Source organism: Phyllobacterium chamaecytisi (assembly GCF_020164455.1).
In the GTDB taxonomy this organism is placed as follows: Bacteria; Pseudomonadota; Alphaproteobacteria; order Rhizobiales; family Rhizobiaceae; genus Phyllobacterium; species Phyllobacterium chamaecytisi.
Map to the genome: position 1 here is coordinate 46,344 of NZ_JAIQWW010000014.1, position 22,477 is coordinate 68,820.

The window sequence follows — 22,477 nt, forward strand, 5'->3', positions numbered from 1 at the left end:
CGATCAGAAACGGTCGCGATCATGCGGGGCTGTGTAGTCGATTTCCGGTCCAACAGGAATTATCCCGCTTGGATTGATGGTCTTGTGACTGCCGTAGTAGTGCGCCTTGATGTGTTTCAAGTTCACTGTCGGCGCGACGCCCTGCACCTGATACAGTTCGCGCGTGTAGTTCGACAGGTTCGGATAGTCGGCAATGCGCTGGCGATTGCATTTGAAATGACCGACATAGACAGGATCGAAGCGCAGCAGCGTGGTAAACAGGCGCCAGTCGGCTTCCGTCAGCCGATTGCCGACGAGATAACGCTGACGAGACAGCCGTTCCTCCACGTGGTCAAGCGCATCGAACAATTGCGCAAACGCCTCTTCGTAAGCTTCTTGCGTCGTGGCAAAGCCAGCCCGATAGACGCCGTTGTTGATATTCGGATAGACCAGCGCGTTGATCTCATCGATCTCGCCGCGCAGTGCTTCGGGATAAAAATCAAGGGAGGCATCGCCGAAGTCGTTGAAAGCGGAATTGAGCATCCGAATGATCTCTGACGATTCATTGGAAACGATAGTCTTCTGCTGTTTGTCCCAGAGGACCGGCACGGTCACGCGGCCCGAGTAATTGGGATCGGCGCGTGTGTAGATTTCGTGCAGGCGCTTGTAGCCGAAGAGGTGGTCAGGTGTTGCACCATCCTTTTCGTAGAATGTCCAGCCTTCCGCTCCCATGTAATGGTCGACGACTGACAACGAAATTACGTCCTGCAGTTGTTTGAGTGCACGGAAAATCAGCGTGCGGTGCGCCCAGGGACAAGCATAGGAAACATACAAATGATAGCGACCAGGTTCGGCCTTGAATCCGGCCTTGCCCGATGGTCCCGCGCTACCATCAACAGTCACCCAATTGCGAAACTGTGACTCGGTCCGGATGAAACGGCCGCCAGTGTCCTTTGTATCGTACCATTGGTTATGCCACACGCCATCAATCAATAAACCCATCTCGTCTCCTGGAACCACGCTGTGCGCTGGTTGATTTCAGTATTCGGTTGTTCCTGACAGTTAGGCTCAATTCCTCTCGGTTCCATGACCAAGCCGGTGAACAGAGTGTCACTTTTTGCCTGACAAACTGGATTTTCGGTTTACGGCCGTTTCTTTTGATGTTACGCGGACAAAAAAGGAGACTTTTGTGGCAGGAATTCTGTTCATCCGACGATGATACCCGGACCGACGCTTTTTCCAAGCGGCGGAAAATTCCTGTGTTCGCCAACAACCGAAGGGTTTGAGGCGCATATCCACTCCTTTCAAAAAGACACCCAGCATGCTGACTCAAGTCGTGACTTACGCCCCGGAGGACCCGGTGCATGACGCTGCCATAGAAGACATAAACATGGAAGCTTTTGGACCGGGACGGTTCGCTCGTGCCGCATACCGGATTCGCGAAGGTGGCCCGCATGATCGTACGCTCTCCTTCGTCGCACTGAACGGCGAGCATGTGGTGGCATCGGTCCGGCTAACGCCTATCCAGATTGGCACGACTTCGGCTTTGCTTCTCGGCCCCCTGGCCGTACGTCCTGCATGGAAAAATCAGGGCATCGGCGCTGCGCTGATGCGCACCAGTATGGAAGCGGCGCGTGTCGCTGGCCACCATCTGGTTATCCTTGTCGGCGATGAGCCTTACTATGCGCCTTTTGGCTTTCGCCAGATACCAGGTCATCTGATCGAAATGCCCGCGCCCGTGGAACCGACCCGGTTTCTCGCCTGCGAACTCACACCGCGCGCCTTGGAGGCCGTGCAGGGGCGCGTACGCCACGCCATCCAGACCTGATAGAAATCTGGCCTGACGGTACCACTACTTGCCTTCGCGGTACCACATGCCGCCCAGCACCAGGATCATTGCGGCGAGGCCAAGGAAGCCTGAGAAGAGCGGCAGGCGATTGACACTCTTGAGGATCGTCTCGTTGGTGGGGCGCAATCCGATCCAGTTGTCACCACTCGCGCTCGCCATACCGCGCGACGCGACGATATTGGGAACCTCTATAGTGCTCTGGTCGGCGGCTGGCCGCAGCCGCCGCGTTCCGCCACCGGTTTCGCGTGCCAACGGGTCGAGCTTGGCGGTTGTGGAAACATTATCGCTGAATTCCGGTGCGTCGACCGGTCCGACATGGGCAAGCGTCGTCAGATCACCATTGGCCACCTGATAGAGACCGATTTCGTCGGTCGTCACTGAGGCCGTAAAGACCCCTGGCTCGGATTCCGTCAGGGGAATGGACCTCGTCTTCCCCGATGGCGTGATGATGCTCGCGGGGTTGGCAGTCTTCTGCATGGTTTGCCGGCGAATCTCGAGATTGCGGCCGCTGCCGGTTGCTGTCAGTGCTTCTTCTTCGAGTTCCGGCTCCTTCATAAGCCAGTGGGCGATGCGCCGGTAGAGCGCGGCATGCGGGCCGCCGCCTTCGAAGCCTCGAGCCCAGAGCCAGCCCTGGTCGGAAAGAAACATGCCTACCCGGCCTTCTCCAACATGATTCAGGACCAGCAATGGCTTATCGCCTGCATCCATAACTGTTGTGCCTTCGGGCTGATTGACGTCAATAACGCGGAACCAGCGGCTCCAGTGTGGCGGCTCCTGCGTGCTGCCCTCAAGGCCACGTGTTACCGGATGACGTTTCCCTTGGTCGCTCAGTCGGGGATAGAACGCTTTTTCTTCGATGTTCCCCGTCGGCGTCGCAGGCAGGACCGAGAGGAGCGGTGTATTGGCGATCGACATGTTGCCCGCGTATTCGGGACCAGCGGCGATGAGAAGTGCGCCACCCTTTTGGACGTAATCGTTGATGTAGTCGTAATAGAGCAGCGGCAGCACATCGCGGTGCTGGTAGCGATCGAAAATGATGAGGTCAAACTGCTCGATCTTGTCGACGAAAAGTTCCCGGGTCGGGAAAGCGATCAGCGAAAGCTCGTTGATAGGGGTTGAATCCTGCTTCTCGGGCGGCCGCAAAATCGTGAAGTGCACAAGGTCGACAGATGCGTCGGATTTCAAAAGATTGCGCCATGTACGCTCGCCATTGTGCGGTTCGCCGGAAACCAGCAGGACACGCAGATTCTCGCGAATGCCGTCAACCATGGCAACGGCACGGTTGTTCACTTCTGTGAGCTCGTTCGGAACGGCATCGACGACAATCTCAACAATGTTCACGCCTGCACGCGGTAGTGTGACCTCCAGCGGCATTTCCTGGCCGATGATCGCGTCCTGATTGCTCACCTCGTCACCGTTCACGCGCACGCTAACACGCGCACGGCCGCCCTGCGGCTCGCCCGACGCTGTCACCTTGTATGTCATTTCTTGTGGCTTGCCCGTCAACCCGAAACGCGGTGCACGGACAAATTGAATACGGCGGTCGATCTCGCCGGGCGTGCCGGTGATCAGCCCATGCACCGGGGCATTGAAACCGAGCCCGGCCATATTGGTCGGGATATCATGAATCTGGCCGTCCGTGATCATAATCGCGCCGCCGATCCGAGCTGGCGGCACATCACGGAAAATGCCATTCAATGCCTGGAACAGACGTGTTGAGGTTGCGTCATCATTTTCGGTTGCCTGGCCGGTTTCAACCGTCCTGACCTCGAATTGCGGTAGCCGGCCGAGTTCTGCCTGAACCTGTTTCAAAGCTGCATCGGTATCTGCAGTGCGGTTGCCGATATCCTGACTCTGGCTGCGGTCAGCAACTACAGCAACGATGCTTTTCAGCGGCTCGCGTTCCTCATTCACAACAATCGGATTGAAGAGTGCCATGGCAAATGCTGCAACGGCCAACAGCCGGATCAGGCTGCCGCGCTGGCGAAAATAGATTCCGGCCAGCGTAAGAATGAACAGCGGTACGAGCAAAAGCGCGAGAAGCGTGCTTGAAACAAGAGGCTGGAAATCCAATGACAGATACATGACCTAGTTCCCCAACCGCTGCAAAAGGTCAGGCACATGCACCTGATCGGATTTGTAATTTCCGGTCAGCATATACATGACAATGTTGATACCGGCGCGGTAGGCGTAAACGCGTTGCATCGGATCGTTGGGGATCGTCGGGTAGAGTGGAGAACCTTCGGCATTCGTCGCCCAGGCGCCTGCGAAATCGTTGCCGGTGATCATAATGGGCGTGACACCATCTCCCGCCCTCACTGGTCGATCGGAGCGGGTCTCGGTCGAGAGGGATGCCTGCACCCACAAGGGACTACCGCGATAACGGCCAGGAAAATCCTGCAGAATGTAGAAGGATTTGGTCAAGACGTGGTCGCTCGGGACTGGCTCAAGCGGCGGTATGTTGAGGCCGGCAAGAATGTCACGCAACCTCTGATTGGCGGGCGTTGTCGAGTTGTCAAAACTGATCGCGGCCGCATCCTGATCGCGGGTGTCGAACAGCACCGTTCCGCCCTGCTGCATATATGCATCGATCTTGGCGATCGCCTCTGGTGCCGGCATTTTTGCGGCAGCATCAACAGGCCAATAGATCAAAGGATAGAAGGCGAGTTCATCAGTCGCAGGATTGACGCCGATGGGTTCACCAGGTTCGAGAGCCGTGCTGTCGGAGAGAGCTTTGGACAGGCCAAGCAGGCCCGCCTTGCTGACATCGTCGACAGCACCATCACCAGTTATGACGTAGGCGAGATGCGTGGCATTGACGGCCTCGAGAATCGCTTGGTCGCCGGGCTTGCTGTCATTCTGCTGGGCAGATGCGGGAGTAGGGCCAAGGGCAAGTAGGGCCGGTAACAGGAGGATGGCCAGCGATGCCGCCGCTGCCGTACGATAACGGCGACGCAGATGGCCGCCGAGCCAAAGTACGGCAATGGCATCCAGTGCCAACAACAGTGCTGCAAGTGCCAAGAGCGGTCCACGCAATGGCAAGGATTCGTCCACGGCGTAGCGTGCTGTCGTTACCGGAAATGCCAGATCGGGTCGAATCAACGGCTTGATTTCGCCGTCAGGCTTGAAAAGGTTGAGGGCCGTCATGGCATCCTCAACGCCGTAGAAGCCGGGAGGATTGTCGAAACTCACCTGTGGGCTAGCACCAGTCGCGATTAGGAGCGGTCTGGTGTCGCCGTTGGGCGGGACAAGCGACCCCTCGGCATTCAATGTCAGATAGGGTGGAAGCACACGCGAGCCACTTGCGCCATTATCGTTTGTCAATGGTCCGGCTGCGTTGGACAACGAGACGAGACGGTGCAGCATATCTACAAAACTGCCGCTGATCGGCAGGTTTGACCATGTGGCTTCAGGTGTTACGTGGAATAGTACCAACTGGCCTCGCTCGCGTGTCTCGCCAGTTACCAGCGGCGTACCGTCTGCCAGATTGGCCCAGCTCTTGTCGTACAAGTCGGAAGATGGCTCCGCCAGAACCTGCCGCGTCACGGTCACATCTTGCGGAGTTGGCAAGCCAGCAAAGGGCCCGTTCTCCGGGAAGGCCGCAACAGGTTGCGATTCCTTCCACGATAACGTGCCGCCGAGGGACCGCTCGCCTTTACGCAAGGTAACGGGCAGCAATGGATCCTGGTCACTGTTACCTGCGAGGCGCGGTCCAGCAAAACGGATCAGCGTACCGCCTTTGTTGACCCAATCAGAAAGCGTTTGCTCAGTCTCTGGCGGTAGTTTGCCGATATCCGCCATGATGAAAACAGAGGGCTTCTGTTCGAGGAGTTCGGGGACGCCGCGCACAAGTTCCGGGTTACGAGGACGCAATAGATCGGCAAACGGCTCGAGCGCACGTGATATATAGTAGAGCGGCGAGAGCAGCGGTTGTGAAAGGTCTGCGTCAGAACCGGAAAGTAACGCAACGCGCCTTCGCTTGTTGTTGTCGTCAATGAGGTAGGTAGCACCCGCCTGCGCGGCGCCGTCAACCCGCAATGTGTGGAAGTCATTGCGCAATTCGTAAGGCGCGTTGATGACGGCTTCGCCGATGCTCTCGCCCGCCGTAAAGACCAAACCGGTTTCAGCAATACGCCGGCCCTTCTCATCAAATGCGCCTATGGTAATTCCGTTCTGCCCGCGATCATTGCTTGGTCGCACCGCACGAACAGTCAGACCATTCGCGTTGTTGACGGCCTGTCGAAGAGCGACCAGCGATGTTATCGATGGTTGGTACCAGATGATGGATGCGATAGCTGAACCTTCGAGCGACTTGACTGCTTCCGCAGCCTGCGGTGTGTCGACACCATCGTTGAGATAGGCAAGCCTCGTGCCGGAAACGTTCGCAATCGCCGTTTTCAACCGCGCAAACGCGGCCGGCCGGTCGACCGGGATTGGGCGCACGGCCATAGCCCGGAGCCGTTCTAGCGCGGCGTTCGCGTCGAACGGCCCGATATCGGTATTGGCTTTTTCGGCCGTACCCAAAATGTAGATCAGCGCTCCGGAGTTCTCCGCGTCGGAAATCAGGCGCTCAGCCGTATCCTTGCGTGAACTCCATTCCTCGTTTGACGACCAGCCATTGTCGAGGACTATGGCGACTGGGTCCTTGCCTGTCAGTGTTTCGGCTCGGGGATTCCATACAGGCTCCGCCAGTGCGAGAATAACGAAAGCCGCGAGCAACAGCCGCAGTAGCGTCAACCACCAAGGGCTTTTGTTGGGGGTCTCTTCCTTCTTCAGGAGTTGGGCAAGGATTTTCAGCGGGGGGAATATTTCCGTGACCGGACGGGGAGGGGTCACCCGCAAAAGCCACCAGATGATTGGAAGAACGATGAGTCCGGCAAGGATGGCAGGCGCACCAAAGGCCAAAGGGAGTGCATTCATGCGCCGTTCCCCTCGTAGCCAATATTGGCGGTCATGTTCATGTGAACCGACACGAGCGCGTCGGAGGCCAGGCGATCGGTACGATTGGTGGTGTAACTCCAGCCAATCCGCCGGCAAAAATCGCTGAGGACCTCACGGCGCGCATAGAACAATCGGCGATAATCGTCGGCGTAATCCTCTGCACGCCCGAACGTTAGAGACGCGCCGGTTTCGGGATCGACGAATTCGGTGCGCCGCTTGTAGGGAAAATCTTCTTCGGCTGGATCATAGACCTCTATCAGGTGCGCACGGGCGCCAGCCTGAACGAGTTGTTGGAGAAGAGCCAGCGTATCTTCCACAGGCTCTAGAAAATCACTGACGAGAACTACATCGGAAAAGCGTCGCACTCTGCTCAGATCAGGCTTGGCAGGCAGGTTCGTCGTGTGGGCGAGTAGAGTTGCGAGGCGTTCCGCACCGTTTCGGGCGGATATAGGGTCCGCCACGCCGGGGAAGCCGATCCGCTCACCACTGCGTGATAAAAGTTCGTCCAGTGCCAGAACGAGTACCAGAGCCCGCGATTCTTTCGATACATGGGCTTGTTCGGACTTGTAGAGCATGGAAGGCGAAGGATCGGCCCATAGCCACACCGTATGAGCTGCTTCCCATTCCTGATCGCGGATGTAAGTACGATCATCGCGGGCAGAGCGGCGCCAGTCGATACGGGAGATAGCCTCACCCTGAGCATAGGGGCGAAATTGCCAGAAAGTTTCGCCAACGCCACTCTTCCGCCGGCCATGCCAGCCGGTGTTGACGGTATTGAGGATGCGGCGCGCTTCGACCAGAAGATCAGGTAGCAGGGCGGCACGCTGGCGGGCACGCGCAAGCGCATCCCCTGTGTCAGCCCGTTTTACCTGCGCGCCAATTGCTGCCATTAGAAAGCAACTTTTGTAAGGTTGCCAATAACGTCGCGTACATTCATTCCGTCGGCCCGCGCGGCGAATGTCAACGCCATCCGATGTTGCAATACTGGTTCTGCGAGAGCCTTTACGTCGTCTACTGATGGAGCGAGCCGACCGTCATAGAGAGCGCGTGCCCGAGCGCAGAGCATCAGGGCCTGGCTAGCGCGCGGGCCGGGGCCCCAAGAGATGAATTTTTTTGCAATTTCGTTGTCAGCCCCGGGACGAGCGGAGCGAACAAGCTTGAGAATGGCATCGACAACACCTTCCGGTACCGGCATCCGTCGGATGAGGTGCTGCATGTCGCGCAGGCGCTCCGCATCGATTGTCTTTTCCGCTTTGGCATCTGAAGTACCGGTGGTCTCCAGAAGCACCCTGCGTTCTGCCTCGAGTTCCGGGTAGAGAATATCGATCTGCATCAGAAACCGGTCTAGCTGCGCCTCCGGCAGCGGATAGGTTCCTTCCTGTTCAAGCGGGTTCTGCGTTGCCAATACATGAAACGGTTGTGGCAAATCGTGCCGCTCGCCTGCAATCGTAACGTGGTACTCCTGCATGGCCTGCAGGAGCGCCGACTGTGTCCGAGGTGAGGCGCGATTTATTTCGTCCGCCATGAGCAATTGAGCAAAAATAGGGCCTCTGACATAGCGGAAATAACGTTTGCCATTGTCATCCTGTTCCATGACTTCAGAGCCCAGGATATCTGAAGGCATAAGGTCGGGCGTGAATTGAATGCGGCGGTCATCAAGACCGAGAACAGTCCCCAGTGTTTCTACCAGCTTTGTCTTGGCCAAGCCCGGGACGCCGACAAGAAGCGCATGTCCGCCTGCCAGCAGCGCTACCAAGGTTCGCTCGATGACACTCTCCTGTCCAAAGATGACAGTGCCGATGCCCGTCTTTATCCTTGAGATGTCTGCCAGCGCTTTCTCAGCCTCGGCAATCATAGCCTTGGGATCGGACGGTACCTCAGGTTTAATCATGGTCATGGGTCACCTCACCGCTGGTATCTGCACAGAGTCTCTCTTAAATGACTCTAACGTAAAACGACTCTAAGTCACTATGACATGCTGACAAGCGGTCCAACGTTGACTATTTCGTGACGTATATGGAAAAAAAGGCAGGCCATGGCAGGATCAGAGGACACTCTACGGGATACGGCAGGGCTCGAAGCGCTGATCTCGCGTGCCGCTGCACCGGGCAAGGGCCTGCCACCCGTCGATAAATGGAATCCCGATTTTTGCGGTGATCTCGATATGGAGATCAAGGCCGATGGCACCTGGTTTTATATGGGCACCCCTATAGGGCGCCAGCCGCTTGTGCGCCTTTTTTCCACGGTCCTACGCAAGGACGCTGACGGACGGACCTATCTCGTGACGCCAGTCGAAAAGGTGGGAATCCGTGTCGAGGATGCACCTTTTCTGGCAGTTGAACTCGATGTGGCAGGCGAAGGGGATGCGCGGGTCATGACGCTGCGCACAAATGTTGGTGATATCGTCGAGGTAAGCGCCGGCAATCCGTTGCGGTTTGTGATCGATAAAGTCAACGGTGGACTAAAGCCTTACCTCTTGGTGCGAGGCCGTCTCGAGGCGCTTCTGGCGCGGCCGGTGATGTATGAGTTGGTCAGCTATGGGGAGGAAGTCATCATCGACGGAAAGCCTATGTTCGCGGTACGATCAAACGGAGGTGTGTTCCCAATCATGCCGTCAGGTGAACTGGAAAAGCAGAGCCAATGAGTCTGACCAAATCGCTGCATGAGGGTTTTTCCGCCCGTGCATTCTCACAACGTGTGGCGCTCAAGGGCAGTGAACCCTTGGACCGGGATCATGGCGATCATTTGCTCAATCCTGAACTCGATGCGCTGATCGCAGCAAATCCCCTGCGCGACGCTGCTGTCCTTGTGCCAATTGTGGATCGCGGCGATGAGGCAAGCGTGCTCCTCACCCTGCGCAACGCCAATATGCGCAAGCATTCGGGGCAGGTTGCTTTTCCGGGTGGTGCGATTGATCCGGAAGACGATTACGAGCCGGAGAAAGCGGCGCTACGCGAAGCGCATGAGGAAATCGGGCTTGAGGGTCGCCATGTGGAGGTCATCGGGCGGCTGCCTCGCTACTTGACCACGACCGGCTATTCGATCACGCCGGTACTAGGGCTGGTGCATCCGCCATTTGAACTCACCCCGAACCCCGCTGAAGTCGCCGACGTGTTCGAGGTACCTTTGTCTTTCCTGATGGATCCTGGCAATCATCGTCGCGAAAGCCGGATATGGCAGGAAAAGGAACGGTTCTACTATACGATGCCATTTGGTGACCGCTTCATCTGGGGCGTAACTGCGGGCATCATCCGGACACTCTATGAAAGGCTCTATTCTTGAGCGTGACAATTTCCATTGCCGACCATGCTTCGTGGCTTAAAGACGAGTCCTTGCAAAAGCTGCTCGCCGTACTTGCCGCTGATGGCGAGGCTGCGCGCGTTGTCGGCGGGGCGGTAAGAAATACGCTTTTGGGTGAAAAGGTTAGCGATATTGATATCGCAACGACCTGCTTGCCGGAGGTGACTTTGCAGCGTGCGATTGGTGCCGGATTCAAGGCCGTTCCGACCGGCATAGACCATGGCACGATCACGGTCATTGCGCATGGCAGACCGTTCGAAGTGACGACTTTGCGCGCTGATATCGAGACAGATGGACGGCACGCTGAAGTTGCCTATGGCCGCGATTGGCAGGTGGATGCAAACCGGCGCGACTTCACCATGAATGCCTTATATGTCGAGGCGGATGGCATGATCGTCGATCTTGTTGGTGGGCTTGCGGATGTTGAAAGCCGCACGCTGCGCTTCATCGGCGATCCTGAGCAGCGTATCCGCGAGGACTATCTGCGTATATTACGGTTTTTCAGATTTTTCGCCTGGTACGGCAAAGGCAGACCTGAAAGCGAAGGACTGAAGGCCTGCGCGCGTCTGAAAGATGGACTGACACGGCTCTCGGCTGAGCGCGTCTGGTCGGAGCTCAGGAGATTGCTGAGTGCGCCGGACCCTTCGCGCGCATTGCTATGGATGCGGCAGGCGGGCGTCCTGACGGCAGTTCTGCCCGAAAGTGAGAAGTGGGGCATCGATACAATCCACTCTCTCGTGAAGACCGAGCAGGACTTGAATTGGGAGATAGATCCGCTCTTGCGTCTGGCAAGTATGATACCCCCGCAAATCGGCCGCATCGCCGAAATGGCGTCGCGGCTGAAACTTTCCAACAGTGAGCGAGCACGGCTGGAGGCTTGGACTGAAACGGCACTGCCGCAACCGGAGATTTCCGAGAGCGGATTTGCGAAACAACTTTACCGCAGTGACCAGCAAGGCATGCGTGATCGGCTCAGTCTGGCCTTGGTTTCAGCGCGTGCGGAGGCGATCCACGATAACGCCGCGATGATGAGGGCCGGGCATCTATCCAAATTGCTCGAATATCTCGATAGCTACGAGCGGCCGAAGTTTCCCGTTTCCGGCGGCGATCTACTCGCTGCGGGTCTCGAAGAAGGACCGGAAATCGGCAAGGTCCAGCGCGCGCTAGAGGACGACTGGATCAGATCGGGCTTTACCCTCGAGCGCGATACATTACTTGCCAAAATTCCTGAATATGCAGGTAAGGCCTGATCAGGCTGCCTGGCCTTTCGACGGCTGGATATTCGCCTTGATAGTTTCGAGCATTGATTCCCGAATAACCGTTTCACCGTGGGTTTCACGCAGATGCTCGGCAGCGCGGCGAATGATTTCAGCTTCGGTGTCGTGACGTGTATGCCACTGGCAACCGGGAACAATGCAATGAAGTTCTTTCATGCCTTCTCTCCCTGTTGTAAGCCCGCAAAAATACGTGCTCTTCCCATAAGAGCGCGGCTGCTTTTGCCGCACCAGCGGTTAGCATAACGCATGAAGCGGCGGATTGATCCCTTAAATATCTATCTCACGGCCATTTGACCGTAGGTGGCATCGACGAGAGAATTGAATCGACATTCCCGCCGGTCTTCAAGCCGAAGATCGTGCCGCGATCATAAAGCAGATTGAATTCGACATAGCGGCCACGGCGGACAAGTTGCTCCTGACGGTCGGCATCTGTCCAGTCGTGATTAAAGTTCTGCCGTACAAGATAGGGGTAGACTACGGAAAAGGCGCGGCCGACGTCACGCGTGAAATTGAAATCGGCCGTATAGCCGCCGTTTTCTTCGGAGGAGTGTAGCCAGTCATAAAAAATACCACCAGTTCCGCGCGGCTCCTTGCGGTGAGGAAGATAAAAGTACTCGTCGCACCATGTCTTGAATTTCTCATGATCCGCGACGGCTGAATGCTTGTCGCAAACGAATTTCATCGCTTTGTGGAAAGCCAGTGTATCCGGATCGTCCTGTGTTCGCTTGCGGTCAAGAACCGGCGTGAGATCAGCGCCACCGCCGAACCATTGTCTCGTCGTTACAACCATGCGCGTGTTCATATGTACAGCAGGGACAAACGGACTTTGGGGATGTGCGATCAATGAGATTCCCGATGCCCAAAAACGGGGATCTTCGTCAGCTCCGGGTATCTGCTTGCGAAACTCCTGCGAAAACTCACCATGGACTGTTGATGTGTGGACGCCGACTTTTTCGAAGACGCGGCCGTGCATGACCGACATAACGCCGCCGCCGCCCTTGCCATCATCGCGTTGCCATGGGGTCTGCTTGAAGCGACCTGGCGTGCGGTCCGAGAGCGGTCCGTCCAGTTCGTCTTCCAACTGCTCGAAACTCGCGCAGATCTTGTCGCGCAATTCCATAAACCAAGCGGTCGCTTCAGCTTTCTTTTCATCGAGCGCTTCGGGAAGTACGGCGGGGATATCTGGACGGTCCATGGCAAAGAATCCTTTTTCGCCTGGACATTATCACATCCACTTGAAGCCAAAAGGAAGTTGCTGCCGTTCATTCAGCCTATCCATAAAAAAATGACTCGTTTTCCGGCTTTGCTGCACCTACTCTCATGATTGTAGGGTTCAGTGAGGGATACGAGATGGTCTCCAAAGCGCCCCGATCGCAATATCCAAAACCGCCGCTCGACGGTTTGCGAAAGAGACTTAAGGAAAGCCGCGAAGCTCCCAGCCAGCAACGCGGTGCATTTGTTCGCGAGAGTTTTAAACTGCCGCGTCTGGCGGCGCGCGAAAAGGCACGCGAATGGTTCGAGCAATATCCGAAAGCCGCTTATTGGACTGAAATTGAGAGCTGGTATGAGCGTCCTGGCGACATCATTGAATTCACTATGCGCCGCTTGCCGAACGCTGATTGAAAATGCGAAAAATCCTCGATTCAACAATAAAATTGATGTTCTTTTTCAAATATTTGATTGTTTCGGCCGAAAACGGTCCCAGTTTTTGAGAATTCTTCAAATTTTCTTCCATTTATGCAGAATTTCCAATGATCGCAGCTGACAGCCATTTCCAAAGACAGTAGAACTCTGCCAGCACCGGAGAACGTTCCGGACGCATAAGAAAATCCAAGGAGGAAATAATGCGCTTATCGTTGATCTCTGGCGTGGCGTTGGCAGCCGTTATGGCGATGACGTCGTTTGCCAAAGCCGACATCGTCGTCGGAATTATCGCACCTGTGACCGGCCCCGTCGCGGCTTATGGTTTGCAGGTAAAGAATGGCGTCGAAAGCGCTGCTGAAGCCATCAACGCAGCAGGCGGCATCAAGGGCGAAAAGATTGTAACGAAGATCTTCGACGATGCAGGCGAACCCAAGCAGGGTGTATCGGTTGCCAACCAGGTCGTTGGTGAGGGCATCAAGTTCGTCGTGGGTCCGGTGACGTCCGGCGTCGCCATGCCTGTATCGGATGTTCTGGCCGAAAACGGTATCGTCATGGTCACGCCTACGGCCACCACACCAGATCTCACGACACGCGGTCTCGAAACTGTGTTTCGCACTTGCGGCCGCGATGACCAGCAGGCTGATGTTGCGGGCAAGTACATGCTCGACAAGTTCAAGGACAAGCGCATCGCTATCGTCTACGACAAAACGCCCTATGGTACCGGTATTGCCAACGGTCTGAAGGCCGTGCTCAACAAAGGCGGTGTTACCGAAGTCGTCTTCGAAGGCATCAATGCCGGCGAAAAGGACTACAGTGCGCTCATCACACGTATCAAGTCTGAAAAAGCCGACGTGATCTACTTTGGCGGTTATCATGCCGAGGGCGGCCTTATCGCCCGCCAGTTGAACGATCAGGGAATCAAGGCCCAGATCATCGGTCCCGATGGCTTGTCGAACACCGAATATTGGGCAATTGGCGGCGACGCAGCAGCGGGTACACTGTTCACCAACAGTGCCGATCCAACCAAGAATCCAGCCGCGGCAAAGGTTGTGGAAGCACTTCAGGCCAAAAACATTCCGGCTGAAGCATTCACGCTGAATGCTTATGCCGCGTTGCAAGTGATCGCCGGAGGTATTGAAAAGGCTGGCTCTGCCGAACCATCCGAGGTCGCGGCAAAGATCAAGTCTGGTGACGCGTTCCCGACGGTAGCTGGGGATCTCAGCTATTCCAGCACTGGAGATCTGAACACACCTGCTTTCGTCTTCTACAAGTGGGAAGGCGGCAAGGCCACTCAGATCGACTGACGAGAACCGTCGACTGCTAATTCGCCGGCCGAGTTGGCCGGCGAAGATTAGCGGACCAATGAAAACTGTCGTTGCGCTTCAGCGGTTGCGATCGCTGCGGAGAGCGCCAGATTGAGCGAGCGGGCGCCAGACACCATTGGAATGATGAGTCTGGCGTCGGCAGCCTGATGAACTTCATCGGGAACACCGGCAGATTCGCGGCCGAACATTAAAATGTCACCGGGTGCAAACTTGAAGCGAGTATAGGGCTCAGCCGCCTTGGTGGAGAAAAGCAGAACCCGGCGTTTTTCCCGAAGCCGCCATTCCTGAAACTGTGTCCAATCGGGATGACGTGTCAGGGTGGCTTGTTCGAGGTAATCCATTCCGGCGCGTTTCAGCGCGCGATCGGAAATATCGAATCCGGCAGGCTCGATGATATCAACGCCGACGCCAAAACACGCTGCCATGCGCAGAATAGTTCCAGCATTGCCAGGAATATCTGGCTGGTAGAGTGCAATGCGTAAGTCGGTATATGGTTCGGTCAACGAGATGCCTTCCATGAGTCGGCGTGGAATGACGATGAATGAGGTTTAACAATGTTTCGCTGGTTTGAAGAGAGGCTCGAACCATTTCCGACGGCTGAACCCGCTGAGCCGCCGAAATCGCTCGTCGCGTTTTGCCTGCATTATACCCAAGGCGCCTGGCCATGGATTGCCGTTATGGCTGTTTGTACAGCGCTGATCGCTGTACTCGAAGTGTCCATGTTCGCCTTCATGGGCAATATCGTCGACTGGTTGTCCAATCATTCGCGCGAAACCTTCCTTTCCGATGAAGGGTGGAAGCTGGCGCTGATTGCCGGTGTCGTGTTGATCATCATGCCCGGCATCGTACTCGTGGATTCGCTCATCATCCATCAGACTTTGCTTGGTAATTATCCCATGCGCATCCGCTGGATGGTGCATCGCTATCTCATTCGCCAATCGATGACTTTCTTCCAGGACGAGTTTGCAGGGCGGGTGTCCACCAAGCTTATGCAGACCTCGCTTGCCGTGCGCGAAACGGTGATGAAGCTGCTTGACGTGCTAAACTATGTCATCGTCTATTTCACCGGAACATTGATCATCGCGGCAGCAGCGGATTTGCGGCTCATGCTGCCTTTCCTTGTCTGGCTCGCTATTTATGTTGGACTGCTTCGCTATTTCATTCCGAAAATCCGCGTCATTTCCGAGCGACAGGCTGATGCACGTTCGACGATGACCGGACGGATCGTCGACAGCTATACAAATATCGCCACGGTAAAGCTGTTCTCGCATTCGAAACGCGAGGAGCGTTATGCGCGCGAAGGATTGGAGAACTTTTTAAACACTGTCCACGGGCAGATGCGGCTGGTGACCAGTTTTCACTTCTCGCTCTATGCGATGAATTGCCTGCTGCTTTTCTCGGTAGGCGCAATTGCCATCTGGCTGTGGCTTGGATCGGCCATCTCCGTAGGTGCTGTAGCGGTGGGCATTGGCCTTGTGCTCCGCCTCAACGGCATGTCGCAGTGGATCATGTGGGAAATGTCAGCGCTGTTTGAAAATATCGGCACTGTCGAAGACGGTATCACGTCCATTTCCCTGCCGCGACTTGTACCCGATGTCCCCAACGCGCCGGAGCTCGAAGTCACTGCAGGGGCGATCAGCTTCGATTCGATCGGCTTCCACTACGGAAAAGGCGCAGGCATTATAGATCGTCTGTCTCTGGATATACGTCCAGGCGAAAAGATCGGCCTTGTTGGACGATCCGGAGCCGGCAAATCGACACTAGTCAATTTGCTGTTGCGATTTTACGATCTCGAAAGCGGCCGGATACTTATCGATGGTCAAGATATATCCAAAGTCTCGCAAGACTCCTTACGTGCACAAATCGGGATGGTGACGCAGGACACATCGCTTTTACATCGCTCGGTTCGGGACAACGTGCTTTACGGCCGTCCCGATGCGTCGGAAGAGATGATGCTGCAGGCGGTGAGAAATGCTCAAGCCGACAGCTTCATCGAAGACCTATCGGACCCCAAAGGCCGGCGCGGTTTCGACGCCCATGTCGGCGAGCGCGGGGTCAAGCTTTCCGGCGGGCAGCGCCAGCGTATCGCCATTGCACGTGTCATGCTGAAGGATGCTCCTATTCTCATCATGGACGAGGCAACCTCGGCGCTCGATTCAGAGGTCGAAGCAGCGATACAGGACAACCTCTATCGGCTGATGCAGGGGAAGACGGTTATTGCCATCGCGCACCGGCTGTCGACCATTGCGGCGCTCGACCGGCTTATCGTCTTGGACAAGGGACAAATTGTCGAAAGCGGCAGTCATGAACAGTTGATTGCGGCCGACGGTATCTATGCCGGATTGTGGGCACGTCAGTCAGGCGGTTTCCTTGGTCTCGACGATCAGGAAGCTGCAGAATAACACCAACGACGACAAATTAGCCCAAGGCGATCTCGCCATAGCTGGCGGCATTTATGCTGGGGTTGGATGAGGCAATCAGGAGTTTTTATAGGGTGCGAACAAGATCAGGGTCTATCCCTGCGACATCCTGCCCTTGTGACGCTGTCTCACTGGACAAGCTCAAGCGACATGCTTAGAAACCACGCCATATGTTGGGGATTCCTCATGGCTCAGCTCTTGGGCCAGTCTTCTATTGTGCTGACAATGTGGACTCTCCCGCTGCGTTGTTATTCGGAAAGGAACAGGCCCCGTGAGCGCACACGATACGACCGAGCCGACACGGCGTGACTTCCTCTATATTGCGACAGGTATGGCCGGTGTGGTCGGTGCGGGGGCTTTTGCTTGGCCCTTTATTGACCAGATGCGACCGGACGCGTCGACCTTGGCAGTCTCGTCGATCGAAGTTGATGTTTCTGCTGTTCAGCCAGGCATGTCTCTGACGGTCAAATGGCGTGGCAAACCGGTTTTCATTCGCAACCGGACGCCGAAAGAAATCGAAGACGCCAAGAACGTTCAAATGGGTCAGCTCAAGGATCCGATTGCGCGCAATGCCAATTTGCCGAGCGACGCCCAGGCGACCGACGCGGATCGTGCAGCAGCCAAGGACAAGGAAAACTGGCTGGTGATGATCGGCGTTTGCACTCACCTCGGCTGCATTCCGCTTGGCCAGCAAGGCGAATTCGGTGGCTGGTTCTGCCCTTGTCATGGTTCGCAATACGACACTGCCGGACGCATTCGTTCAGGTCCAGCGCCGGAAAATCTACCTATCCCGCCACTTACTTTCACTTCCGACACCGTCATCAAGATCGGCTAAGGTTCCACGGGGAGATACGACATGAGCGGTGGACATTCATCCTATACGCCGAGCACTGGCATCGAGAAATGGATCGACGCGCGACTACCGTTACCGCGTTTGGTCTATGATTCTTTCGTCGCCTATCCGGTGCCACGCAATCTGAACTACGCCTATGCGTTTGGCGGCATACTGGCGATCATGCTGGTTTCGCAAATCTTGACCGGTGTTGTTCTGGCAATGCACTACGCTGCCGACACAGGCCTAGCCTTCAACTCCGTTGAAAAGATCATGCGCGACGTCAATTCTGGCTGGCTCCTGCGCTATCTGCACTCGAACGGCGCATCGATGTTCTTCCTCGCCGTCTACGTGCATATATTCCGCGGGCTTTACTATGGCTCCTACAAGGCGCCGCGCGAGCTTCTGTGGATTCTCGGCGTAATCATTCTTCTCTTGATGATGGCGACCGCCTTCATGGGATATGTGTTGCCATGGGGACAGATGTCCTTCTGGGGGGCTACCGTGATCACCGGCTTCTTCACGGCATTCCCCATCATTGGCGACCCGATCCAGCAGCTGCTGCTCGGTGGTTTTGCCGTCGATAATCCGACGCTCAATCGCTTCTTCTCGCTGCACTATCTATTGCCGTTCATGATTGCCGGCGTCGTTGTCCTGCACGTTTGGGCATTGCATGTTGCCGGACAAACGAATCCGACCGGCATCGAAGTCAAATCGAAGACAGATACAGTTGCCTTCACCCCCTATGCGACGGTCAAGGATGCATTCGGACTGGTGTTGTTCCTTATCCTCTTCGCGTATTTCGTCTTCTATCTGCCGAATTTTATGGGCCACCCGGACAACTACATTCAGGCGGACTCGTTGAAGACGCCGGCCCATATTGTTCCGGAATGGTACTTCCTGCCATTCTACGCGATGCTGCGGGCCATCACCTTCAACATTGGACCGATCAATTCCAAGCTCGGCGGCGTTCTGACAATGTTTGGCTCGATCGCCATCCTGTTCATTGTACCGTGGCTCGACACATCGAAGGTCCGTTCGGCTGTCTACCGTCCTTGGTACAAGCTCTTCTTTTGGCTCTTCATTGCCAACGCAATCATGCTTGGCTGGCTCGGATCGCGCCCGGCTGAAGGCTTGTACACGCTGTTTTCGCAGTTCGGAACGGCTTACTACTTCGGCTTCTTCATCGTTATCATGCCCTTGCTTGGCCTGATCGAGACGCCACGCCGGTTGCCGAATTCGATCACCGAAGCTGTGCTTGCGAAAACCAAGAGTGGCGGCCAGCTGGCTGGTGTCGCTGCCGCTCCGGAAACCAGGGCTTGAGAATCGTGAAGGGCTCAAACATGAAAAAAATCCTCCTCGGTCTTGCAGCTGCCGGTCTTGGTACCATGCTTGCATTCGGTACCGCCAATGCCGCCGAAGAAGCCCACAATGCTGCTGAGCCAACGCACTTTCCGATCAAGGAGCCAGCCGAGGTAAACTGGTCCTTCGCCGGTCCGTTTGGTCACTATGACAAGCAGCAGCTGCAGCGCGGTCTGAAAATCTACAAGGAAGTGTGTTCAGCTTGCCATTCCATGCACCTGGTTGCATTCCGCTCGCTAGAAGAACTGGGCTATACGGAAGCACAGGTAAAGGCGTTCGCCGCAGAATACGAAGTGCAGGATGGCCCTAATGCTGAAGGTGAGATGTTCACCCGCAAGGCATTGCCGTCCGATTACTTCCCGTCGCCGTTTCCAAATGCGCAGGCTGCCGCCGCAGCCAATAATGGTGCTGCACCACCCGATTTCTCGCTGATTGCCAAGGCGCGTGCGGTGGAACGCGGCTTCCCGCGCTTCGTATTCGATATCGCCACTCAGTATCAGGAAGGTGGCCCGGATTATATCCATGCGCTGCTTACCGGGTTTGGCGAAACGCCGCCGGAGGGTATGCAAATCCCGGAAGGCACGCATTACAACCCATACTTCATTTCCGCAAAGTCACTTGCAATGGCGCCCCCGCTGCAGGACGGCCAGGTGACTTATGATGACGGTTCGCCGCAGACGCTGTCTCAGTACTCGCAGGATATTTCTGCGTTCTTGATGTGGGCTGCAGAACCGCATCTTGAAGAGCGCAAGAAGACCGGTTTCCGCGTCATGGTCTTCCTCGTTCTCTTCGCAGGCTTGGTCTATGTGGCGAAACGCAGGATTTGGGCCGACGTTGAACATTGAACGATGAAGATAACGGATTCTGAAAGGGCGCGCTGCGCCCTTTTCTTTTGAGTGCAAGGCGGTAGATTGCCTGCACACTGCGGACAGCGCGAGGAATACACTATGGATCCAACCCTGAAGCAGACGCTGGTCGAGGCCATCCGCAACATTCCTGACTATCCGAAGCCGGGGGTGATGTTCCGCGATATCACCACATTACTTGGCAATGCGCGTGCCTTCCGGCGAGCTGTGGATGAACTCGTCCATCCCTACGCGGGTGGCAAGGTCGACCAGGTGGCTGGCATCGAGGCGCGAGGCTTCATTATCGGCGGCGCCATGGCACACCAACTTTCTTCCGGCTTCGTGCCGATTCGTAAAAAGGGTAAGCTGCCGCACGACACAGTACGTATCGCCTATAGCCTCGAATATGGGGTCGATGAGATGGAGATGCATCGCGACGCGATCGTGCCGGGTGATAAGGTCATACTCGTTGATGATCTTATTGCCACCGGCGGTACTGCTGAAGCTGCCGTGAAGCTATTGCAGCAAATGGGCGCTGATATTGTTAGCGCTTGTTTCATCATCGATTTGCCGGATCTCGGGGGGCGCAGGAAGCTCGAAGCGCTTGGCGTCAACGTCAGGACATTGATCGCCTTCGAAGGGCACTGAAGCTATTCAGGCAGGGCTATGAGCGCAGCGCTGTCGAATTCGAGTACTTTATCGCCCGCCTGGTTATAGGCGGCGGACGACATCTGCATCATCGACCAGCCGGGACGCGATTTCAGAGCGCGAATACTGTTGATTGTTCGTGTGAAGCGGATCGTGTCTCCGGCATAGACCGGCTTCAGCCATTTAAGATTTTCAAAGCCAGGTGAGGGGCCGAATTGTGGGGGCTGTTCGCCGCGCGCGATTGCCGATTTAACCTCGCTCATGATGTCCTCGACATTCAACCGCATCCAAACGGCGGTAGTATGCCAACCGGAAGCGCAGAGTGCGCCAAAGTTGCTTTTCTTGGCAGCTTCCAGATCAATGTGGAAACGCTGGGGATCATACTTGGTCGCGAATGCAATGATTTCGTCCGCTTCGAATGTATATTCCCCAAGGTCGCGTTCGACGCCTGCCAACTGTTCTATCCTGTTCATTTGGCCGACCCCCTTAGAGAGAACATTGCGGTATGTTCCAGCTCGCAAACAACCAGACCATCCTGGTTGAAGACCGAATGATGCAGCTTGACGAAGCCTAGAGAGGGTTTCGAATTCGATACGCGCCGGTCGAGAATGGTAGTCCTTCCAGTGAGTGTGTCGCCAGCAAGAACCGGCTGCGTCCACTTCACATAGTCAATTCCTGGAGCGCCCTGTGACGTGGAATCGAGAAGATATGCGTCGCACAGCATGCGCATGAACATCGAGACGGTATGCCAGCCGGACGCAGCCAGGCCCCCCAGGATACTCGCCTTGCCCGCCGCCTCATCGAGGTGAAAAGGCTGCGGGTCGAACTGGCTGGCGAAGTCGATAATTTCCTCTGCCGTTACGATTTTCGATCCGAGTGGCCATTCGCTGCCAATCGTGAAGTCCTCATAGGCGTATCGGGGAGAGTATTCGCTCATGTTCTACCTGAAGTTTATGTATTGAACCTGAACAGCATGATATCGCCGTCTTGCACGATATATTCCTTGCCCTCATCGCGCGCCTTGCCGGCTTCCTTTGCCGGGACCTCGCCCCCAAGGGATACAAAATCACTATAGGCGATCGTCTGGGCGCGAATGAAGCCCCGTTCGAAATCCGTATGGATGACACCGGCCGCCTGTGGTGCTTTCGAGCCGCGGTGAACCGTCCATGCACGGGCTTCCTTCGGCCCGACGGTGAAATAGGTGATGAGGTGAAGGAGTTTGTATCCGGCCTGTATGAGACGGTCGAGGCCAGGCTCATCAAGGTTCATGGCGTCCAGATATTCCTTCGCTTCCTCCTCCGGCAATTGCGCCACTTCCGCTTCTATGGCGGCAGAAATAGTAACCGTTTCAGCGCCTTGGCCCGTCGCCATCTCCTCGACGGCTTCGGTATACTCATTGCCTGTGGCTGCATCTTCTTCGCCAACATTGCAGACATAGAGTACCGGCTTTGATGTCAGGAGATTCAGTCCTTGTAGAATAACCAAATCTTCTGAGGCAATACCGTTCAACATAAAACGAACCGGCTGGCCTTCCTGCAAGAGCGCCAGCGCCTGCTCCATTACCGGCAGAACGGTCAGTGCCTCCTTGTCCTTGCTGCTCGCTCGTTTGCGGAACTGAACGATACGACGCTCAAGGCTTTCGAGGTCCGAAAGCATCAGCTCTGTCTCAACCGTCTCGGCATCGGACACAGGGTCGATCCGTCCCTCAACGTGGGTGATGTCGTCGTCCTCGAAACAGCGCAGCACATGGACGATTGCGTCGACTTCGCGAATATTGGCCAAGAACTGGTTACCAAGACCTTCGCCCTTCGACGCACCACGCACGAGGCCAGCAATGTCAACGAAGCTGATGCGAGTCGGTACGATATTTGCCGATTTGCCGATTTTGGCGATTGCCTGCAGGCGCGGATCGGGTACTGCAACTTCGCCCGTGTTGGGCTCGATCGTGCAGAACGGATAGTTTGCAGCCTGGGCAGCTGCTGTCTTGGTCAGCGCGTTGAAAAGCGTCGACTTGCCGACATTAGGCAGACCAACAATGCCGCATTTGAAACCCAT

Annotated in this window: 22 protein-coding genes; 11 read left to right on the forward strand and 11 right to left on the reverse strand. The window is 56.0% G+C overall.

All coding sequences use genetic code 11. The features are described 5' to 3' along the window. Positions 1–3 precede the first annotated feature (3 nt). Positions 4–981 carry a glutathione S-transferase family protein gene (locus LB462_RS20075; RefSeq protein WP_224511669.1) on the reverse strand — a complete coding sequence of 326 codons (978 nt, stop codon included), beginning with the start codon at positions 979–981 and terminating at the stop codon, positions 4–6. 319 nt (positions 982–1,300) lie between these two features. Here LB462_RS20075 and LB462_RS20080 point away from each other — a divergent pair, with 319 nt between their 5' ends. Then, on the forward strand, positions 1,301–1,807 hold the full coding sequence (locus LB462_RS20080; RefSeq protein WP_224511671.1) for a GNAT family N-acetyltransferase: 507 nt from the start codon (positions 1,301–1,303) through the stop codon (positions 1,805–1,807). 24 nt (positions 1,808–1,831) lie between these two features. Here LB462_RS20080 and LB462_RS20085 read toward each other — a convergent pair whose 3' ends face one another. The 4 genes from LB462_RS20085 to LB462_RS20100 are packed head-to-tail and all read right to left on the reverse strand — an operon-like array spanning position 1,832 to position 8,666. Then, positions 1,832–3,907: a hypothetical protein gene (locus LB462_RS20085; RefSeq protein ID WP_224511913.1), complete on the reverse strand. Its 2,076-nt coding sequence runs from the start codon at positions 3,905–3,907 to the stop codon at positions 1,832–1,834. A 9-nt stretch (positions 3,908–3,916) separates the two neighbouring features. Then, positions 3,917–6,748 carry a DUF4159 domain-containing protein gene (locus LB462_RS20090; RefSeq protein WP_224511673.1) on the reverse strand — a complete coding sequence of 944 codons (2,832 nt, stop codon included), beginning with the start codon at positions 6,746–6,748 and terminating at the stop codon, positions 3,917–3,919. Next, positions 6,745–7,659: a DUF58 domain-containing protein gene (locus LB462_RS20095; RefSeq protein WP_224511675.1), complete on the reverse strand. Its 915-nt coding sequence runs from the start codon at positions 7,657–7,659 to the stop codon at positions 6,745–6,747. The genes LB462_RS20090 and LB462_RS20095 overlap by 4 nt, the downstream gene beginning before the upstream one ends. Continuing rightward, the gene (locus tag LB462_RS20100; RefSeq protein WP_224511677.1) at positions 7,659–8,666 is read right to left on the reverse strand and encodes an AAA family ATPase; all 1,008 of its coding nucleotides are present in this window, start codon (positions 8,664–8,666) and stop codon (positions 7,659–7,661) included. Before LB462_RS20100 ends, LB462_RS20095 begins: the two co-directional genes overlap by 1 nt. A 138-nt stretch (positions 8,667–8,804) precedes the next feature. On the opposite strand from LB462_RS20100, the gene LB462_RS20105 reads away from it, so the two are divergent. From LB462_RS20105 to LB462_RS20115, 3 genes are read left to right on the forward strand one after another with little or no spacing between them, the layout of a single operon-like run. Beyond that, on the forward strand, positions 8,805–9,413 hold the full coding sequence (locus LB462_RS20105) for a DUF1285 domain-containing protein (RefSeq protein ID WP_224511679.1): 609 nt from the start codon (positions 8,805–8,807) through the stop codon (positions 9,411–9,413). Then, complete coding sequence (locus LB462_RS20110; protein ID WP_114430371.1) at positions 9,410–10,051, forward strand: CoA pyrophosphatase; 642 nt, start codon at positions 9,410–9,412, stop codon at positions 10,049–10,051. Before LB462_RS20105 ends, LB462_RS20110 begins: the two co-directional genes overlap by 4 nt. Beyond that, positions 10,048–11,319 carry a CCA tRNA nucleotidyltransferase gene (locus LB462_RS20115; protein WP_224511681.1) on the forward strand — a complete coding sequence of 424 codons (1,272 nt, stop codon included), beginning with the start codon at positions 10,048–10,050 and terminating at the stop codon, positions 11,317–11,319. Before LB462_RS20110 ends, LB462_RS20115 begins: the two co-directional genes overlap by 4 nt. Here the strand turns inward: LB462_RS20115 and LB462_RS20120 are convergent, their stop codons facing one another. Together LB462_RS20120 and hemF are read right to left on the reverse strand one after the other, a co-directional pair. Beyond that, on the reverse strand, positions 11,320–11,502 hold the full coding sequence (locus LB462_RS20120; protein ID WP_112530660.1) for a DUF1059 domain-containing protein: 183 nt from the start codon (positions 11,500–11,502) through the stop codon (positions 11,320–11,322). A gap of 124 nt (positions 11,503–11,626) precedes the next feature. Then, positions 11,627–12,541 (reverse strand): oxygen-dependent coproporphyrinogen oxidase, encoded by a 915-nt coding sequence (gene hemF / locus LB462_RS20125; protein ID WP_112530661.1) that lies wholly within the window; start codon positions 12,539–12,541, stop codon positions 11,627–11,629. Positions 12,542–12,696: 155 nt separating this feature from the next. Between hemF and LB462_RS20130 the strand changes: the two genes are divergently transcribed. Both LB462_RS20130 and LB462_RS20135 read left to right on the forward strand, forming a co-directional pair. Beyond that, complete coding sequence (locus tag LB462_RS20130) at positions 12,697–12,969, forward strand: hypothetical protein (RefSeq protein ID WP_112530662.1); 273 nt, start codon at positions 12,697–12,699, stop codon at positions 12,967–12,969. 221 nt (positions 12,970–13,190) lie between these two features. Continuing rightward, positions 13,191–14,294, forward strand: coding sequence for an ABC transporter substrate-binding protein (locus tag LB462_RS20135; RefSeq protein WP_224511683.1), 1,104 nt, complete (start codon positions 13,191–13,193; stop codon positions 14,292–14,294). Between the two features lie 47 nt (positions 14,295–14,341). On the opposite strand, the gene LB462_RS20140 is transcribed toward LB462_RS20135, so the two are convergent. Further along, entirely contained in the window at positions 14,342–14,833 is a 492-nt protein-coding gene (locus tag LB462_RS20140; protein WP_224511685.1) for a tRNA (cytidine(34)-2'-O)-methyltransferase, read from the reverse strand. Between the two features lie 36 nt (positions 14,834–14,869). Between LB462_RS20140 and LB462_RS20145 the strand changes: the two genes are divergently transcribed. The 5 genes from LB462_RS20145 to LB462_RS20165 all read left to right on the forward strand — a co-directional run bounded on the left by LB462_RS20145 (position 14,870) and on the right by LB462_RS20165 (position 20,422). After that, positions 14,870–16,717: an ABC transporter ATP-binding protein gene (locus LB462_RS20145; protein ID WP_224511687.1), complete on the forward strand. Its 1,848-nt coding sequence runs from the start codon at positions 14,870–14,872 to the stop codon at positions 16,715–16,717. 289 nt (positions 16,718–17,006) lie between these two features. After that, positions 17,007–17,570, forward strand: a complete 564-nt coding sequence (petA, locus tag LB462_RS20150; RefSeq protein WP_210003116.1) for a ubiquinol-cytochrome c reductase iron-sulfur subunit — start codon at positions 17,007–17,009, stop codon at positions 17,568–17,570. Positions 17,571–17,591: 21 nt separating this feature from the next. Further along, positions 17,592–18,890 carry a cytochrome b gene (locus tag LB462_RS20155; RefSeq protein WP_224511688.1) on the forward strand — a complete coding sequence of 433 codons (1,299 nt, stop codon included), beginning with the start codon at positions 17,592–17,594 and terminating at the stop codon, positions 18,888–18,890. A 20-nt stretch (positions 18,891–18,910) separates the two neighbouring features. Next, positions 18,911–19,774, forward strand: a complete 864-nt coding sequence (locus LB462_RS20160; RefSeq protein WP_112530668.1) for a cytochrome c1 — start codon at positions 18,911–18,913, stop codon at positions 19,772–19,774. A gap of 102 nt (positions 19,775–19,876) precedes the next feature. Then, positions 19,877–20,422, forward strand: coding sequence for an adenine phosphoribosyltransferase (locus LB462_RS20165; RefSeq protein ID WP_224511690.1), 546 nt, complete (start codon positions 19,877–19,879; stop codon positions 20,420–20,422). Between the two features lie 2 nt (positions 20,423–20,424). On the opposite strand, the gene LB462_RS20170 is transcribed toward LB462_RS20165, so the two are convergent. The 3 genes from LB462_RS20170 to ychF are packed head-to-tail and all read right to left on the reverse strand — an operon-like array spanning position 20,425 to position 22,477. Continuing rightward, complete coding sequence (locus LB462_RS20170; protein WP_224511691.1) at positions 20,425–20,895, reverse strand: MaoC family dehydratase; 471 nt, start codon at positions 20,893–20,895, stop codon at positions 20,425–20,427. After that, positions 20,892–21,359 carry a MaoC family dehydratase gene (locus tag LB462_RS20175; protein WP_224511693.1) on the reverse strand — a complete coding sequence of 156 codons (468 nt, stop codon included), beginning with the start codon at positions 21,357–21,359 and terminating at the stop codon, positions 20,892–20,894. The genes LB462_RS20170 and LB462_RS20175 overlap by 4 nt, the downstream gene beginning before the upstream one ends. A gap of 14 nt (positions 21,360–21,373) precedes the next feature. Beyond that, a complete protein-coding gene (gene ychF, locus LB462_RS20180) occupies positions 21,374–22,477 on the reverse strand; it encodes a redox-regulated ATPase YchF (protein WP_224511702.1) in 1,104 nt (367 codons plus the stop codon).